This window comes from Mycobacterium asiaticum, assembly GCF_001673315.1.
Taxonomy (GTDB): domain Bacteria; phylum Actinomycetota; class Actinomycetes; order Mycobacteriales; family Mycobacteriaceae; genus Mycobacterium; species Mycobacterium asiaticum_B.
In genome coordinates, this window is record NZ_LZLQ01000024.1 from 182,084 (window position 1) to 199,197 (window position 17,114).

At 65.3% G+C, this 17,114-nt stretch carries 16 protein-coding genes; 5 read left to right on the forward strand and 11 right to left on the reverse strand.

What is annotated here, in order from left to right:
- Nucleotides 1–65: 65 nt before the first annotated feature.
- From A5636_RS04620 to A5636_RS04655, 8 genes are read right to left on the reverse strand one after another with little or no spacing between them, the layout of a single operon-like run.
- A complete protein-coding gene (locus A5636_RS04620; protein ID WP_065157502.1) occupies nt 66–884 on the reverse strand; it encodes an alpha/beta fold hydrolase in 819 nt (272 codons plus the stop codon).
- Nucleotides 884–1,873 (reverse strand): cyclase family protein, encoded by a 990-nt coding sequence (locus tag A5636_RS04625; protein ID WP_065157503.1) that lies wholly within the window; start codon nt 1,871–1,873, stop codon nt 884–886. The genes A5636_RS04620 and A5636_RS04625 overlap by 1 nt, the downstream gene beginning before the upstream one ends.
- Nucleotides 1,873–2,682: a coniferyl-alcohol dehydrogenase gene (locus A5636_RS04630; protein WP_065157504.1), complete on the reverse strand. Its 810-nt coding sequence runs from the start codon at nt 2,680–2,682 to the stop codon at nt 1,873–1,875. The genes A5636_RS04625 and A5636_RS04630 overlap by 1 nt, the downstream gene beginning before the upstream one ends.
- A gap of 28 nt (nt 2,683–2,710) precedes the next feature.
- The gene (locus A5636_RS04635) at nt 2,711–4,012 is read right to left on the reverse strand and encodes an LLM class flavin-dependent oxidoreductase (protein ID WP_065157505.1); all 1,302 of its coding nucleotides are present in this window, start codon (nt 4,010–4,012) and stop codon (nt 2,711–2,713) included.
- 3 nt (nt 4,013–4,015) lie between these two features.
- Nucleotides 4,016–5,773, reverse strand: coding sequence for an FAD-binding protein (locus tag A5636_RS04640; RefSeq protein ID WP_065157506.1), 1,758 nt, complete (start codon nt 5,771–5,773; stop codon nt 4,016–4,018).
- Nucleotides 5,770–6,690 carry a 3-carboxyethylcatechol 2,3-dioxygenase gene (locus A5636_RS04645; protein ID WP_065157507.1) on the reverse strand — a complete coding sequence of 307 codons (921 nt, stop codon included), beginning with the start codon at nt 6,688–6,690 and terminating at the stop codon, nt 5,770–5,772. The genes A5636_RS04640 and A5636_RS04645 overlap by 4 nt, the downstream gene beginning before the upstream one ends.
- Nucleotides 6,638–8,320: a bifunctional 3-(3-hydroxy-phenyl)propionate/3-hydroxycinnamic acid hydroxylase gene (locus A5636_RS04650; RefSeq protein WP_065157508.1), complete on the reverse strand. Its 1,683-nt coding sequence runs from the start codon at nt 8,318–8,320 to the stop codon at nt 6,638–6,640. The genes A5636_RS04645 and A5636_RS04650 overlap by 53 nt, the downstream gene beginning before the upstream one ends.
- The gene (locus A5636_RS04655; RefSeq protein ID WP_065157509.1) at nt 8,320–9,183 is read right to left on the reverse strand and encodes an alpha/beta fold hydrolase; all 864 of its coding nucleotides are present in this window, start codon (nt 9,181–9,183) and stop codon (nt 8,320–8,322) included. The genes A5636_RS04650 and A5636_RS04655 overlap by 1 nt, the downstream gene beginning before the upstream one ends.
- 115 nt (nt 9,184–9,298) lie before the next feature.
- Between A5636_RS04655 and A5636_RS04660 the strand changes: the two genes are divergently transcribed.
- Both A5636_RS04660 and A5636_RS04665 read left to right on the forward strand, forming a co-directional pair.
- Nucleotides 9,299–9,964: an IclR family transcriptional regulator gene (locus tag A5636_RS04660; RefSeq protein ID WP_065157510.1), complete on the forward strand. Its 666-nt coding sequence runs from the start codon at nt 9,299–9,301 to the stop codon at nt 9,962–9,964.
- Nucleotides 9,965–9,980: 16 nt separating this feature from the next.
- Complete coding sequence (locus A5636_RS04665; protein WP_065157562.1) at nt 9,981–11,591, forward strand: FAD-dependent oxidoreductase; 1,611 nt, start codon at nt 9,981–9,983, stop codon at nt 11,589–11,591.
- Here A5636_RS04665 and A5636_RS04670 read toward each other — a convergent pair.
- Nucleotides 11,581–12,798 (reverse strand): sensor histidine kinase, encoded by a 1,218-nt coding sequence (locus tag A5636_RS04670; protein WP_065157511.1) that lies wholly within the window; start codon nt 12,796–12,798, stop codon nt 11,581–11,583. The genes A5636_RS04665 and A5636_RS04670 overlap by 11 nt on opposite strands.
- A 60-nt stretch (nt 12,799–12,858) precedes the next feature.
- On the opposite strand from A5636_RS04670, the gene A5636_RS04675 reads away from it, so the two are divergent.
- On the forward strand, nt 12,859–13,512 hold the full coding sequence (locus A5636_RS04675) for a response regulator (RefSeq protein WP_065157563.1): 654 nt from the start codon (nt 12,859–12,861) through the stop codon (nt 13,510–13,512).
- A 12-nt stretch (nt 13,513–13,524) separates the two neighbouring features.
- On the opposite strand, the gene meaB is transcribed toward A5636_RS04675, so the two are convergent.
- Nucleotides 13,525–14,409 (reverse strand): methylmalonyl Co-A mutase-associated GTPase MeaB, encoded by an 885-nt coding sequence (meaB, locus tag A5636_RS04680; protein WP_065157564.1) that lies wholly within the window; start codon nt 14,407–14,409, stop codon nt 13,525–13,527.
- Between the two features lie 106 nt (nt 14,410–14,515).
- Here meaB and A5636_RS04685 point away from each other — a divergent pair, with 106 nt between their 5' ends.
- Both A5636_RS04685 and A5636_RS04690 read left to right on the forward strand, forming a co-directional pair.
- Entirely contained in the window at nt 14,516–15,382 is an 867-nt protein-coding gene (locus A5636_RS04685) for a proline iminopeptidase-family hydrolase (protein ID WP_065157512.1), read from the forward strand.
- Nucleotides 15,383–15,470: 88 nt separating this feature from the next.
- Complete coding sequence (locus tag A5636_RS04690) at nt 15,471–16,274, forward strand: transglutaminase-like domain-containing protein (protein WP_065157513.1); 804 nt, start codon at nt 15,471–15,473, stop codon at nt 16,272–16,274.
- Nucleotides 16,275–16,346: 72 nt separating this feature from the next.
- Here the strand turns inward: A5636_RS04690 and A5636_RS04695 are convergent, their stop codons facing one another.
- Nucleotides 16,347–17,114, reverse strand: a complete 768-nt coding sequence (locus A5636_RS04695) for an enoyl-CoA hydratase/isomerase family protein (protein ID WP_065157514.1) — start codon at nt 17,112–17,114, stop codon at nt 16,347–16,349.

The window sequence follows — 17,114 nt, forward strand, 5'->3', positions numbered from 1 at the left end:
GATTTGCAGGTGCCCACTCGGACTTCTTCTGCAGATTTTCAGTCTCGATGACTCGCGGCCACCCGCTAGCCGGCGAAGAACTCCAACAGTATTTCGTTGACGCGGGTGGCTTGTTCGATCTGCGGACAGTGGCCGGCACCGGGAACCACCACCGAGCGGGCACCGTCGATCTGGTCGGCAATCTGCGCGGCCCAGCCCGGAGGAAGAAGCTTGTCGCTGCCGCCCTCGACAACCAGCGTCGGCAGACCGATCCGATGATAGGGCCGCGCGCTCGACGCCAGCGCAGGCGTCGCGGCGTTGGGGCGCCGAAACCTGGCCGCCGCGACCGCTTCCCACGCTCCCGGCGCGGTGCTGGACTCGTAGCGGCGCCACACATAGTCCTCGTCCGCGGGATATTTGGCGTCGTAGAACAACGCTTCGACGATCTTGCGCATTGCCGGCAAGGTGGCGTCGTATTGCTGCAGCGCGTCGAAATGGTGGTTCTGTTGGATTTCTCCGCCCCCGCAGATGATCGCCATGCTGCGCACCGGCAATAGCGGCGCATCCGACGTGGTGTCGGTAAGCAGATTGATCGCGCCCATGGAATTACCCGCGAAGTGTGCCGACTCGACACCGAGCAGCGCGCAGAATCGCGCCACATGCCGGATGCGCATGGCCCTGCTGTTGACGAAGTCGACGACCTTCGCCGAACGCCCGAACCCGAGTTGGTCCGGGGCCAGCACCCGGTAATGCGCTGCGAGTGCGGGTATGGTGCGCTCCCAACCTAATTCAGCACTGGCGCCGAACTCGCCGCCGTGCAGCAACACCACCGGCTCGCCGTCCCCGGCCTCGAGGTAACCGGTGGTGAGGCCGTCGACCTCGATGGTTCTGTGTTGTATCTCCATCATTTGATCGCGATCGGATTGACCGGCGAGCCCACTGCTCCCGTGAACCGCAAAGGCGGTGCAATCAACTGGAATTCGTAGACGCCGTCGGCGGCACAGTCCGCTGCCAGCGCGGTCAGGTCCCAGTATTCGCCCAGCATCATCCCCATGTCACGCAGGCAGAGCAGGTGGAACGGCAGGAACAAGCCTTCGACGCCGGAGACCGGATCCTCCACCTGCAGGTTGTCAGCCGCCACGGCGGCGATGTCGTGGTCGTGCAGCCACTGGGCGCAACGCCAATCCAGCCCGGAATACGGCTCCATTTTGTCACCGGTCAGGAGAAACCTGGTCCACCAACCGGTTCGGATCAGCACGATGTCTCCGCGTTCGATCGTCACCTGCTGAGCGCGAACGACGTCGTCCAATTCCTCTGGAGTGATGGGGTTCCCGTGCTCAAGGAACACCTCGGCGCCACGGTGTCGGACCAGATCGAGTAGCACGCCGCGGGAGGTGATGCCTTTGACGTCGACCTTGTCGATGCCGCAGTGGAAGGCACCCAGGCTGGTCACCGAATCCGCCGGGAAGCCGTTGTAGAGCTGGTCCTCGTAATACACGTGGGACAACGCATCCCATTGCGTGGCGGCTTGCAGCGGCATGATGATCATGTCGTCGTTGAACCGAAACGGGTTGTCGGCGAGGTAACTGCTCAACTGGACCGCCGTCGGATTTTTCTCCCACCCTGGCCCGTACTGCAGCAGCGAGCTCGCGTCACCCCCATCTACGGTCATCACGTGTACGGGGTTTTGCCGAAAGCCGAACGCGCCCTGGGGCCCCGACGATCCGAAGTCCACTCCGAGGGGGAAGACCTTGCCGTGCCGCACCAAGCTGGCCGCCTGTCGGACCTTTTCGGCGGTGATGAAATTCAGGGTGCCGAGCTCGTCGTCATCTCCCCACCGCCCCCAGTTGCTGAGATCTTTTGCGACCCGACGAAAGTCGGCCATCGTTGCCATCAGGTCTCCTCGAGCTCACGGGCGATCGCGGCCCCCACGTTCCCGCCGTCCACCCACACGACTTGGCCCGAAATGTAGCTGGCCGCAGCACTGTTCAGGAACAGCAGCACCGCGGCCTGTTCGGCCGGATCGGAGACCCTGCCCAACGGCTTGGGGATGTCGTCGAGGAATGCCGGGCCGTACGCAGTCCGCAGCTGGTCCAGGATCGGGGTTTCGGTGACCCCGGGGCCCGTGCAGTTGATCCGAATCCCTCGCGCACCCAAATCGGTAGCGCTGCGCATGGTGTAGAGAATGACGGCTTCCTTGGATAATTGGTAGCCCGCGCCCAGCGTGTCCGGGTGGCACTTTGCCCAGACGATGCCTTCCTGCATCGTGGCGGTGCGCAACAGCGGAGCGACCTGCGTCAGGTGCTCGCGGTATGCCGCGGCTGCCAGTGACGAGACACTCACGATCGAAGACCCTGCCGTCATGGTGGGAATCAGCGCTTCGGTGAGATGGCGCAGGCCCAGAAAGTTGATGGTGACGACCAGGAGCGGGTCACCGACTCCCGACGACACACCGGCGACGTTGAACAACGCGTCGACGGGTCCGCCGATGGCGGCGACAGCCTGGTCGATCGACGCCGGATCGGCCAGGTCGACTGGGTGGAAAGCGTTGACCTCGAGCGCGGGCCGGCGTTTGTCGAGCCCCACCACCTCGGCACCGAGTTCGGTGAGCTGGCGTACCAGGTGCGCACCGATGCCCGAAGCACATCCGGTCACCACGACACGACGACCGTCGTAGCGCCACAGCTCGTCGTATCCGGTCAACCGCTCTCCTGCGCAAGCCGATTGTTCGTCACTTGCCCTGCTCCTTCAGTCGCTGCGCGGCCTGCACCCGGCCTTCGTTGATCTCGGCCATCGCCTCGGGAATCTCACTGGCGGTGAACTTACCGCCGCGCCCGGTCGGCAACCCGCCGAACGAGTAGGTCTCGTCGAACGGCGGCACCGTCGATTCGGGGCGGCGCGCCTCCACCTTTTCGATCACCGGTGCCAGCCGGGCAGCCTTCTCCGCCACGTGCTTGGCGTCGCGCTCGATGAACTCGGGCAGCACCTCCTTGCCCATCAACTCGATGGACTCCATCGTGCCCTCGTGACTGCGCGGATTGAGCAGCAGGATGATTTCGTCCACACCGCTTTCTTCGTAACCGCGCAGGAACTCGCGAACGGTAGCCGGGGATCCGATTGCGCCGCGACCGGGGCCGTAGGCCAGCGTCGGATCCTTCTCGACCTCTTCGAGATAACGCTCCCAGACCCCGGTCCGGCCCGGGGTGTGCACACCGGTCATGTAGTAGTGCATGATCCCGAACGAGAAGAAGCCGCCGCCCTGTCCGAGGCGCTGCAAGGCCAGGTCGTCGGACTTCGCGACCATCATGGACAGATCGCCGCCGATAGCCAGGATGTTCGGGTTGATCGCGGGCGTGACGGGTACGCCGTTCTCCTCGAATTCCTTGTAGTACCCGTTGACCCGCTCGGTGAGCGGCCCAGGCCCGGTGTACGCGAAACTCAAGGCCCCGATGGCCTTTTGGGCGGCCATCTGCACACTGGCCGGTCGGGTGCAGGCGACCCAGACCGGTGGATGAGGTTTCTGCAGCGGCTTGGGAATGACGTTGCGGGCGGGCATCTGGACGTGTTCGCCCTTGAACCCCGTGAACGGCTCCTCGATCATGCAGCGGATGGACACCTCGAGCGCTTCCTCCCACTGCGCCCGCTTGTCGGCGGGGTCGATGTTGAATCCCCCGAGTTCCCCGACTGAAGATGACTCGCCGGTACCGAATTCGACTCGTCCGTTGGACAACAGATCCAGGGTGGCAATCCGTTCCGCTACCCGGGCAGGATGATTGACCACCGGCGGAAGATGCATGATGCCGAAACCCAGCCGGATGTTCTTGGTGCGCTGGCTGGCCGCGGCCAAGAAGATCTCCGGCGCGGTGGAATGGCAGTACTCCTCGAGGAAATGGTGTTCGGTCAGCCACACGGTGGAGAAACCGGCTTTGTCCGCCGCCTCCACCTCGTCGAGGCAATCCTGCAACATCTGTCGTTCATCGTCCGGCACCCAGGGCCGCGGCAGCGCGAACTCGTAGAACAGCGAAATCTTCATCTTTTACCTCCTAGGAGAATTCAGGGTCTGGGTTGCATCGAGGTTGGCCTGTTGTGCAATAAGGTGATTCGCCGCGACGAAGCCAAAAGTCATGGCCGGTCCGATGGTCGCGCCGGCGCCGGCGTAACTGCGGCCCATCACCGGCGCGGAGGTATTGCCCACCGCGTAGAGTCCGGGCACCACGGTGTCGTCGCGGCGCAGCACTCGGGCGAATTCGTCGGTACGCAGACCGCCTGACGTGCCGAGGTCCCCCAGCACCACGCGGAACGCGTAGAAGGGCGGGGCGCCCAGCGGATACAGGTTTGGGTTGGGCAGCGTCGGGTCGCCGTAGTAGTTGTCGTAGACGCTGTCGCCGCGCAGGAAATCGTCGTCGTGCCCTCGGCGCGCCAGTTCGTTGAAGCGCTCGGCGGTCGCTCGCAGTTGCTGCGCGGGGACGTCGATTTTGGCGGCCAGTTCCTCCCATGTCGATCCGGCACGCACGACGCCGGAGTCCAGCCAGGCCTTCGGCACCTTGCGCCCGGTCGGCACCGGCGCACCAGGAATCTTCGGTATCGGCAGATGACCACCCACGACGTAACGATTGAACGACCGGTGATCGGTGATGAGCCAGCACGGGATATGCGTCACACCCGTCTTCTGGCCCTCGATCATGGCGTGACCGAAATCCATGTAGGGCGCGGCCTCGTTGATGAATCGCCGGCCCTCGCCATTGACGATGAACTGCGCCGGCATCATCCGCTCGTTGAGCATGAATTGCATTCGCCCATCCGGCCATTGGATGGCCGGGAACCACCATGCCTCGTCGAGCAGGTCGGCGGCGGCACCCACCTGCTGACCGGCCCGGATGCCGTCACCGGTTGCCGCGGGGTTGCCGAAACTCCAGTCCCGATCCACTACCGGCTGATGTTCTTTGCGCCAGGCCATGTCATGGTCGAATCCGCCGGACGCCAGGACCACTCCGCGCCGGGATCCGATCCGCTGCGGCTTGCCGTCCCGCTCCACCAGCGCGCCGATCACCGATCCGTCTGCGGCGGTGAGCAATTCGGTCATCGGCGTGTTCAGCCACAGCGGAACGCCGCCGTCGCGCATCGCGAGCCGCAGCCGTGCGGCCAGGGACTGCCCGATGGCGGCGATCCGTTCCCCCAAGACCCGGGCCCGGACCATCCGTGCGATCAGTTTCACCAGTACGGCCTTGCCGGTCCAGGACTGCCGGATCTGATAGAAGGAACGGAGCTCTTTGGGCCCCAGCCAAATTCCCTTCGGCGCCAGGGCCAGCGGTTGCAATAGCTTGTCTTCGTCGTCACCGAGATGACGCAGGTCGATGGGTGGCACGTTGATGGTGCTGCCCAGCTCGGACCCGCCGGTCAGTTCGGGGTAGTAGTCGGCATAACCGGGTTTCCACACGAATTCCAGCCAGGGACTCAGCCCCTCCAGGAAGGCCAGCATTCGCGGCGCCGACTCGACGTACTGCTGCAGTCGTGCGTCACTGACCAGTCCGTCGGTGATCTGGCGGAGGTACTCAACGACCGCGTCCGGGTCGGGTGAATAGCCCGCTCTGCGCTGCGCGGGTGCACCCGGCACCCAGATGCCCCCGCCGGACAGCGCGGTGGAACCGCCGAATCGCGCCGACTTTTCGATGACCAGTGCATCCAGGCCGGCGGCGGCCGCGGTCAGGGCGGCGGTCATGCCCCCCGCGCCGGAGCCGACGATCAGGACATCGACGACGCGATCGAACTCGTCGCGGGCAGGCACGGCAGTCATCCGGCGGGCACCGCCGTCCGGATGGCGAAGCCGGCGATCAGGGCGGCCGCTTGCTTGTAGTAGCGCACCGTGGTGCGGTACGGCCCAGCCGTCGCCAATGCCGCGAAAGCGGCGATCCAGGTTCGGATCTCGTGTGCGGAACTACCGCCCTCGTGCGTGACGAACGCATTCGACCACTGGTCCAGATCAGCGAGGTGTCCGCTGTCCACCACATCCAGAAAGCGTTGGTCCCAGGCCGGGTTGAGGCACTGCAGGTCGGTGGTCCCGTCGGCGAAGCGTTTGGCGACGTCGATGACTTGTGCCTGCCGGGCCTGGCGCTGTTCGGCGGTCATGGGCCGCCCGTGCACGATCCGTTCCAGCGCCGTGGGATCGGCGCTGGCCAGTGTCGGCACCGGCGGGCTGTGGGACAGGCCGCCCGATCCGATCACCAGCACGCGCTGGTCCAGGGTGGCAAGAAAGTCACCCACCGCGGTGCCCAGGGCGCGGCACCGACGCAACGGGCCCAACGGGGGCGCTACCGCATTGATGAAGATGGGTACGAGCGGGCGTGAGGTCGCGGTGCCGAGCAACCTTTCCAAGGGCTGGACGGTGCCGTGGTCGACATCCATGCCGGCCGATACCGCGACGTCGACGCCCGCGGCCAGAACCGCATTCGCGCAGTCTTCCGCAACGTCCTTGGCCACTTCAAGTGGACCGGCGTGGGTTCCGTAGTCGCCGACGCCGTTGGCCTGCATGCCGATACAGAACGGCGGCATCAGTTTGTAGAAGAATCCGTTGTAGTGGTCCGGGGAGAAGATGACGACGAGTTCCGGGTCGTAGTCGGTGACGAATTCGCGCGCCTGGGCGATCGCGGCATCGACATCGTCAAGCAGATCCCGCGGCGGCCCCGGTAGATTCAGAAGCGGGCTGTGGGACATACAGCAAAGAGCCAGTGGCACTGTCGAACTCACCCCCTTGCGGCGTCAGGGCGAGGGCTTCGATGAGCGCCTTGCTCAACTCGGGTGACCGTTGAGCGATGCAGGCCCCGGCGATGCAGCGGTCCGGACGCAGGAACACCACCGATTCCGGGTGTGCGTCGAACCAGGCTTTGAGTCCGCCGGAGCGGTCGCCGACGATCACCACGTCGGGATCGTCCTGGCCGGCCCAATGCAGCTGAGTCAAGGGTCGCAGCGCAACGAAACGGGCGCCCAGGGCTTTCCAGTCGGCGAAGGCCTGCTCCCCCAGGATCTTGCGCGGATCGTTGTTCCAGCACAACACCGCGAACCAGGGACCGAGCACATCGTCGAGCAGGACGTTGGGCTGCGTCCGGGTATCGACGCGGGGCTGCACGAACAACGTGCCGGCCGGTGATTCCGGACGGCCGTGTACCACCGCGCCGTGCTCGTAGCGAGGCATCGGTTTGAACCGCATCTCCAGCACATACCGTTTGAGCGTCGGCACGATCGACGCGGACCGGATCAGCACGTCGCGCGCTCCGGCGACCCGTCGGTTCGTCGGCGAGATGACCCGGCCCACCATCGTCGACAGGTCGATCATGGCGCGGGCGTGCTTGCGCCGCTCGACATCGTAGGTGTCCAGCAACGCGTCGCCGGCCCGACCGGCGACCACCGCAGCCAACTTCCACCCCAGGTTGGCGGCATCACGGATGCCGCTGTTGTAGCCCTGGCCCTGCCACACCGGCATCAGATGCGCCGCGTCCCCGGCGAGCAGCATCCGGCCGGCGCGAAACGCACCGGCGATCCGTGAGTGGTGGGTATAGACCCGGCGTCGGATCACCTCGACGCGATCGGGGTAGGGCACCATCCGCGCCAGCATCTCCCGCAAAAAGTCCGGATCCTGCGCCTTCTCGTCCGACTCGTGTGCGTGAATCATGAACTCGAAGCGGCGAATTCCGTGTGCGATCGAAATCGAGGCGTACGGGCGGTCCGGGTCGGCACCCACCTCACTGTTCGGGTGACCCAGCGGGTCGTTCGCGATGTCGACCACCAGCCACCGGGTCGGTGACGTCGTGCCGTCGAAGGAGACACCCATCATGCCGCGGGTCATGCTGCGGCCGCCGTCGCACCCGACGACGTAGCGGGCACGCACGGTGGTGGTGCCGTCGTTGCCGCCCAACTCGACAGTCACCACGTCGGCGTCTTGTTTGCAGGAGATCATCGGGTGGCTCCACCACACCTCGATGTGGTCGAATCTGTCCAGCCCGCGCAGCAATTCGGCGTCGACCAGCGGCTGTACGAATCCGTTGCGCTTAGGCCAGCCGAAACGTGCATCCGGCGGCGCCATTTCGGCGAGCACCCGGCGTTTGGCGTCGTAGAACCTCAGGATCTGGTTCGGCACGGTGTGCGGCAGGATGTTGTCGACCAAGCCGATGGACTGGAAGGTGCGCAGCGCCTCGTCGTCCAGACCCACCCCGCGTGGATAGTCGATCAGCGTCGAACGTTCCTCCACCACGAGTGCTCGGATACCCTGCAGCCCAAGGATGTTGGCCAAGGTCAAGCCGACGGGCCCGGCTCCGACGATGATCACATCGAAATCCGTGCTGGCCATCAGCGGCCCAGCAGGAAGTCGATGTGCAGCCGGTTGAAAGTCTTGGCGTCCTCGTATTGCGGCCAGTGGCCGCAACCCGGCATCACCTCGAACCGCGCGCCGGGAATCATCGAGGCGATGCGCCGGCCCTCGGACACGTCTGCGGTGGGGTCGTCACTGGTCCACAGCACCAGGGTGGGTGCGGTGATCGAGCCGTATTCGGCGGGGCCCAGCAGGTTTCGGGCCCGAATCTCCGGATCCTGTAGGGCCATGATGTCGCGCATAGCCCCGACGAACCCCGGTTGCCGGTAGATGCGCTGCCTGCTGGCTACCAAGTCGTCGTAATCCTTTGACTTGTCGGCCATCAACCACTTGATGCGCGCTTGTACGGTCTCCCAGGCGGGGTCCTCGGCCGCGGCCATCGACAGTGTGATAATCCGCTTCATCACCACCGGGTCGGCCTGCGATCCCCCGGCGGTGTTCAGCACAAGCCGGTCGATGACATCCGGATGATCGACGGCAGCGCGTGCGGCGACCCAACCCCCCAGCGACTCACCGCTGAGTTTGATGCGGTCGGCCCCGATGCTGCGCACCACCGCCATCAAATGTTCGACGTAGTGCCGGATCTCCAGCGGGTGGCCCGGTTTGTCGGTGTAACCGTGCCCCAGCATGTCGATCGACCAGGTCCAGAAATGTTCCGCGTGCGCGGCCAGATTCCGCACATAAGCCTCGGCGTGACCTCCGGACCCGTGCAGTAACACCAGCACCGGCCGGCCTGGTTCACCGGCCCGCAAGTAGCGGGTACGCACTCCGTCCGCGTCGAGGTAACCCTGGCAAAACTCGACGCCCTGCAGGTCGCTCCAGACGCTCTCGAACTCCGTCACAGTTCCTTCTCGCGGAAATTGGGTTATCGATCTACCAACAAGATATGTGCTAATATCGCACACTAATGTGCGTTATATATAGAGCTTCGCTCCCGCCCGGAGGTCTGTCAAGAGCGTGACGGGTTCCCAGACGCTGGCCAGAGGACTCACCGCGCTGCAGTTGGTCGCGACCTCCTCGACCGGCCTCACCATGCAAGAGGTCGCCGACCAGGTCGGAGTGCACCGGACCATTGCGTACCGGCTCCTGTCCACCCTGGCCCAATTTCGGCTGGTCTCCAAGGGTGAGGACGGCCGCTTTCGGCCGGCGGCCGGCCTGGCCACGCTCGGTGCGTCGTTCGACCACAACGTGCGTCAACTGTGCCTGCCGACGCTTCGGGGGCTCGCCGACGAACTGGGCACCACCGTGTCCTTGTTGGTGGCCGAGGGCGATGAACAGGTCGCCATCGCGGTGATCGTGCCGACCCAGGTCGCCTACCAACTCGCCTTCCACGAAGGCAGTCGCTACCCGCTGGACCGGGGCGCTGCCGGAATCGCGCTGCTGGCGAGCATGCCTCCGCGCCCTGCCGAACGCGACCTGGTCACCGCCGCACGCCAGCGCGGTTGGATCACGACGCACGGTGAGATCGAACCCAACACCTACGGACTCGCGGTGCCGGTGCACCGCCCCGCCCCGTCGCCGCCTACGTGCATCAACCTGATATCGCATCGCGAGGACCTGGTGATGCGCGGCAAGGACGCCGTCATCAGGGCCGCAGAGCGGCTGTCCACGCTATTGAGCTGAAGGGACCATGCCTTTGATTCGCTGGGATCACGAATACGACGTCGTCGTGCTCGGCAGTGGTGCTGCCGGCCTGACCGCCGCGTTGACGGCAGCGGGCACCGGCGCAACCGTGCAGGTGTACGAGAAGGCCGAAACCGTCGGCGGCACCACTGCGGTCTCGGGCGGGATTGCCTGGATTCCGGCCCATAACCGTTGCCCTGACCGGGAATTGACGGTCGACGATGCGTTGCGGTATCTGCGCGCGCAGTCTTTCGGCTCTATGGACGACACATTGGTGGACACGTTCGTGCGCACCGGGCCGTCGATGCTCGACTTCGTCGAGGACCACAGCGCCCTGCGCTTCGAGGTAGCTACCGGCTTCCCCGACTACCAACCCGAGTTGCCGGGCGGGCAGCCAGCGGGCGGCCGTTCGCTGAGTGCGGCCCCGTTCGACCTCGGCCAGATCGGTGACTGGGCCGCCCGCATTACGGCGTTTCCCGCCGACTGGTCGAATGTCGGTTTCGACGCCGAAACCAGAGCCCGTCTGCATGCCGAAGTGGAACGGGCCGGCGAATTATGTGTGGCCGGCACGGCGCTGATTGCCGGTTTGCTGAAAGGTCTGCTGGACCTGGGGGTGACGCCGTGCACCAACTCGCGCGCAACCGAACTCATCGTCGAGTCCGGCGGAGTCGTCGGGGTCCGGATCGCCGGACCCCAGCGCAGTATGGATATTCGCGCGCGCCGCGGTGTCATCCTGGGCACCGGCGGATTCGAATGGGATTCCGCGCTAATTCAGGCTTTTCTGCGCGGGCCGATGCACGGCGCCGTCTCGCCGCCGAACAACACCGGTGACGGCCTCCGGATGGCGATGGCGCTCGGCGCAGACCTGGCGAACATGGGTGAGGCATGGTGGGTGCCCATCGTGCGAATACCGAACGACACCATCGAAGGCAAGCAACGCAGCCGCAGTGTGCGACTCGAACGCACCCGACCGCGCAGCATCATCGTCAACCAGGCCGGCCACCGGTTCGTCAACGAAGCCTGCGACTACAACTCGATGGCCGGCGCGTTCCACTACCTCGATCCCCGCGGCGGCTACGTCAACGACCGAGGGTGGATGGTCTTCGATTCAATTCATCTGCGCGACTACGGATTTCTCGGGGTCGCGCCGGGTGCGCCGGTGCCTGACTGGTTTTGCGAATCGGCCGACCTCGCTGAGTTGGGCGCCAAGACCGGCATCGATGCGGCCGGGCTGACTCGCACCGTAGAGCAGTGGAACCGGAACGTCGCGGCCGGCGCCGACCCCGACTTCGGTCGCGGCTCCAGCGCATACGACGGCTACTGGGGTGACCAACGCGCCACCACGCTGGCAGGAAAGACGTTGGGCCCCATCGACACCGCCCCCTACTACGCGGTGCCGGTGCACATCGGTGCGATGGGCACCAAGGGCGGTCCGCGCACCGACCGCGACGGTCGCGTGCTGCATGTCAGCGGCCAACCCATCGACGGATTGTTCGCTGCGGGCAACGCGATGGCCGGGGCAACCGGCCGGGCCTACGGCGGCGCCGGCGGAACAATCGGCCCCGCAATGGTTTTCGGGTATCGCGCAGGTTACGCGGCCGCCACCGGCGAGTCCGTCAAGCCTTGAGCGGTAGTTCCACCCGAACGTGCGTGCCGACCGGCGTGTCAAGGAAGACGAAAGTTCCGGCGGCGGCGTCCACGCGCGCGCGATGCGAGGCCAGGCCGATATGCCCCTCACCCAGCCGCCGCGCCATCGTGTCGTCGTTGACCCCCACACCGTCGTCGGCCACGTCCAGCACGCAGCTCTGACCGTTGATCCGCAGGGTCACCGAGGCATGCCGGGCACGCGCATGGTGCACAACATTGGACAGCAACTCGCGGACCACACCGAACATGATCGGGTCGACATCACTTCGGATCGGGTAGTCGATGTCGGTAGCGACTTCGATACCCGAGCGGGCGGCGGTGAAACCGGCCAACTGCTGCACCGCAGCTGCCAAACCCACCTGCTCGAGAACTGCCGGGTGCAACTCGAAAGTGGCCTGCCGCAACCGCTCCGATGCGGTCTGCAACCCCGCCAACGCCCGGCCCACCCGATCATCGTCGGGGTCCTCGAGCTGTAACTCGACCAACTCCTGGCGGGCAGCCAGCACGTCCTGTAGCGCTCCGTCATGGATGGACTCCGAGATCCGACGCTGCAAATCTTCCGATGCCGTCATCGTCTGCGCCAACAACTCTTCCCGCAACGCACTCAACCCGGCGATCGAGTGCGTGTGCCGTTCTTCGATACGGACCACCACCAGCGCGGTACCGCACAGGAATGCGTACAGCGCGAACCGAAAGATGGCTTCGGGCCACCCGATTGCGGCCACCATGACCGGGTCTTCGACGACCGCCAGTGCAAAGCCGACCAATGTGAAGGCCAGCACCACAGCCGCCCGGTGAGTCGAAACATCAAGGCCGACAAGCACCGGCAACAGGGTCATGATCAGCAACGGGTAGACACCGTCGCTGGACAGAACCTGGTAACCCGTCAGCGCCACCACGTCGATGGCGGTGAACACGAACGGCTCCAACCGTCGCATCCCGTCCACCGGCCCCATGCCGATCCGCCGGCGGGACGGCCCGTATGCCAGCACCAGCGAACACACCGCGGTGAACGCGTACACCCCGATCCAGATGCATTGCTGCGCCCACTCCGACCGCCGGGTTCCGATCAGCGTGGCAGCGATCATCAGGCCCGCGACACCGATTCGTAGCACCGACGCTATCCGGTAAGACCGCAGGCGGTGCGCGCTGCGCACCCGGTCCAGTTCGACGTCACTGGTCGCCACGGAACCACCGTACTCACGAGCACCGGTCAGCCTTTGCCGGCAGCCGCTACACTCATCGCCATGGATGGCGCGGGGACGCCTGAAAAGGTGCGGGTGGTCGTCGGTGACGATCACCCGCTGTTCCGAGAGGGCGTGGTACGCGCGCTTTCGCTGAGCGGTTCGGTGAATGTCGTCGGCGAGGCGGACGACGGCTCGGCCGCCCTCGAATTGATCAAGGAGCATTTGCCCGACGTCGCCCTGCTGGATTACCGCATGCCCGGCATGGACGGCGCGCAGGTGGCGGCCGCGGTGCGCAACAACGAATTGCCGACCCGGGTGCTACTGCTGTCCGCGCACGACGAGTCGGCAATCGTGTACCAGGCACTGCAACAGGGCGCTGCCGGGTTCCTGTTGAAGGATTCGACGCGCACCGAGATCGTCAAGGCGGTGCTTGATTGCGCAGCAGGTCGCGACGTGGTGACACCGTCGCTGGTCGGTGGCCTTGCCGGGCAGATCCGACAGCGCGCGGCACCGAACGCCCCGGTGCTCAGCGCACGCGAACGTGAGGTACTCGTTCGCATCGCCCGCGGCCAGAGCATTCCCGCGATCGCCGGCGAACTATTCGTGGCGCCTTCCACGGTCAAGACTCACGTGCAGCGGCTTTACGAGAAGCTCGGCGTCAGTGACCGGGCCGCCGCGGTCGCCGAGGCAATGCGCCAGGGGCTGCTTGATTAGCCGCTTGAGCGCTCATTCCTGTTGCGGTGCAGGTGATAACAGCCGCGCTGCGGCGGTATAGGGATCGTCGCGGCCATCGACCACCGCCTCGGCGAACTGGTCCAGGTCTGTCCGCGTCCGCAGCAATGTCTGTGCCAGGGAAAGGATTTGGGCCCGGGCACGGGCCAGCCGACGGGTGCGGTTGTCGGCGCGATGATGAGCATCGATCGCGGCCACTAGATCCGTCAGTCCGTCACCCCGCGCGGCGACGAGGCTCACAATCGGGGCCTTGGTTTCCGCCCGCAGATCCCGCACAGTCTGTTCGGCGCCTTCCCGGTCGGCCTTGTTCACCACCACGATGTCAGCGACCTCCAGCAGTCCCGCCTTCGCGGCCTGCACCGCATCACCGGCCCCGGGATTGAGGATGACAACCGTTGGATCCGCGACGGCGGCGATCTCGATCTCGGACTGTCCAACCCCGACGGTCTCCAGCAGAACCACGTCATAACCGATGGCGCCGACGAGTCGGATGGCTGCGGGTACCGCCGCCGCCAGGCCACCCAGATGACCGCGGCTGGCCACCGAGCGGATCAGCACATCAGAATCGTTGATATGCGCGGTCATTCGAATACGATCGCCCAGTAGCGCGCCGCCGCTGAACGGCGACGAAGGGTCCACGGCCAAGACGGCCACCCGGTTGCCCTGGGCCCGGTACGCGCCGACCAGCGCGGCGATCGTCGTCGACTTGCCCGCCCCCGGTGGACCGGTGATACCGATCACCCGGGCCATATTCGTGGTGATCGGGCCGATGCCGGCCAACACTTCGGCACGGCGTTCGCTCTCGACCAGGCTGAGCAGGCGACCGGCGGCGCGCGGAGAGCCGCTGCGCGCCTTGGCAATCAAATCGGAGACGTCCATGGCGACGGCTTCGGGCACGGGCATGCTCCAGTCAGTGACCAAGAATCGAGAACATTATTCTCTCATTGTGAGAGTCTGAGTTGCAAGGAAGCACTAGGAGGGCCGGTTGAACACGATCGAGGTGCCCGGCGGAAGGGTCTGGTTCAAGCGAGTGGGCCCGACAACCACAGGCCGTGCTGGTTTGCCGTTGCTTGTCGTACACGGCGGTCCGGGACTCCCGCACTACTACCTGAATTCTCTGGAACGCCTGGCTGACCAGCGGCCCGTGCTCTTCTGGGATCAGCTTGGCTGTGGTAACTCCGATCGACCGTCCGATACCGGGCTCTGGACGATGGAGCGTTCGGTGGCCGAGATGGATGCCGTTATCCGGGGGTTGGGGTTGGACGCCTTCCACATCTTCGGCAACTCGTGGGGCGGCATGCTGGCCCAACAGTATGTGCTCGACGTTCCATCCGGCGCGGTCAGTCTGACCATCTCCAACAGCACCGCGTCCATACCCCGATTCGCCGACCACGTGACGCGGCTGAAGTCTCAGTTGGACGAGGCAACCCGGCACGCCATCGATCACCACGAAGCGGCTGGGACCACCCATGCTTCGGAGTATCAGGCCGCCATCATGACCTGGAACGAAACATTCCTATGCCGCGCGCTGCCCTGGCCGAAGGATCTCCTTGAGGCATTCCAGAACATGGGCACCGAAATCTTCGAGACGATGTTCGGCCCCAGCGACTTTCACATCGTCGGGACCATTCGGGACTGGGATGTACGCGACCGCCTGCGCGAAATCACGCTACCGACTCTGCTGCTCGCGGGCCGGTTCGATGAATGTTCTCCTGACGACATGCGGGAAATGCACGAGCACATCGTCGGTTCGCGGTTCGAATTCTTCGAGAAGAGCGCCCACCTGCCATTCATCGAAGAGCCGGCGAAGTTCGACGCCGTAATGCGCGACTTCCTTCGTCGATACGACTAGGGATTGGCGCTAGGAGATGCGGGTATAGACGCAGCGTGATTGGCTGCAAGCCGTGCAGCCGCGAAGGAATCGGAACAAGGGGGCCGCGATGAAGCGTGAGGTCGGCGCCAGCCTGCGGGTCAACGTGACCGATCCCACGTCGCTGGAGTTCCAGATCGCGGTCGCTTGCCTGCCCGGGTTGGACGTGCGCGAGTCGCTGACGGCCACCCTCGACGGTGAACCGATTTCGTTGCGGGAGATCAGCGGTCAGCACGGCACCCGGATCCACGCTGCCGACGTCGGGGTAGGTGATCTTCAGGTCGACTACGAAGCCACGGTGGTCGGAACGGCGGAGCCCCCGCCGGTCCACGACATCGACATCTCGACCTATCTGCGACCCAGCCGCTACGCCGAGTCGGATAAATTCTTCGGCTTCGCCGCCACCGAGTTCGGCCAGTACACCAACTCCGTGACCCTGCTGGAGAAGGTGTCCTCCTGGGTGGGGACCCGGCTGAAATACGTTCCAGGATCCAGTGATCCGATCGATGGAGCAGCGGACACCCTGCTCGCCGGCGCAGGAGTGTGCCGTGACTACGCCCACCTGGTGGTCGCGCTGTTGCGGGCGGTCAATGTGCCCGCCCGCCTGGTCGCGGTGTACGCACCCGGCTGCCAACCGATGGACTTCCACGCGGTGGCCGAGGCGTTGGTCGACGGAAAGTGGCGTGTGGTGGACGCGACCTGCCTGGCGCCACGTCAGACGATGGTGCGGATCGCCACCGGACGGGACGCCGCCGACACCGCCTTCCTGGACAACCACGGCGGGTCCATCGAGCTCACCCAAACAATGATCACGGCGGTCATCACCGATTCCCTACCGCGCGATTCAGTCGAAGACCTCGTCTGCCTGGGGTGAGGGGCTTTCAGTTTCGCGATCCCGACCACACGGCGAAATCGCGCGCGAGAGATTGCAGAGCCGATCGGTTCGTCAGTTCTTCCCAGAGTTGAGCTTGCTGACGATCGCGCGGAAATCTTCGGTCACGAACGATTGATGCTCTGCGGACAGGGCGTAGTCCAGGCTGGCCAGCACAGCGCGTTCTAAGTGGATATTGAGCACCCGTTTGGTGCTTTCCACCGCCTGCTGCGGGAGCCCCATGATGCGTTCCGCGCAGGCGATCGCCTCGGCGAGCGGATCGTCGACGACATGATTGGCCAGGCCGAGTTCGACGGCCCGCTCGGCGCGAATCCTGGTGCCCGTCAACGCATATTCTTTGGCCAGCAGCAGGCTGATGTGCAGAGGCCAGGTCAGTGGGCCGCCGTCGGCCGCCACCAGACCCACCTGCACATGCGGATCGGCGAGAAACGCGTCGGGGGCGATGAACACGAGGTCGCTCAACGCCACCAGACTGCAGCCGAGTCCAACCGCGGGACCATTGACCGCAGCTATCACCGGGATTCGGCAGCGCGCCATGCCCAACACGATCTCGCGGCCGTCTCGAATGGTCTTGGCACGTAGGTCGGCGTCCTCGGCCAACTCGGCGAGATACGCGAAATCGCCACCTGCCGAGAATGCTTTGCCGCTGCCGGTGATCACCGCGGCACGGGCCGAGGCGTCATCGGTGAGCCGCTGCCAGAGGCGCGCGAGTCCGACGTGCAGATTGTCGTTGACGGCGTTCAGGTCGTCGGGGCGGTTGAGCGTGATGATGCGCAGCGCACCGTCGGCACGAACGTCGATTTCGCTTGGCATGTCGTACAC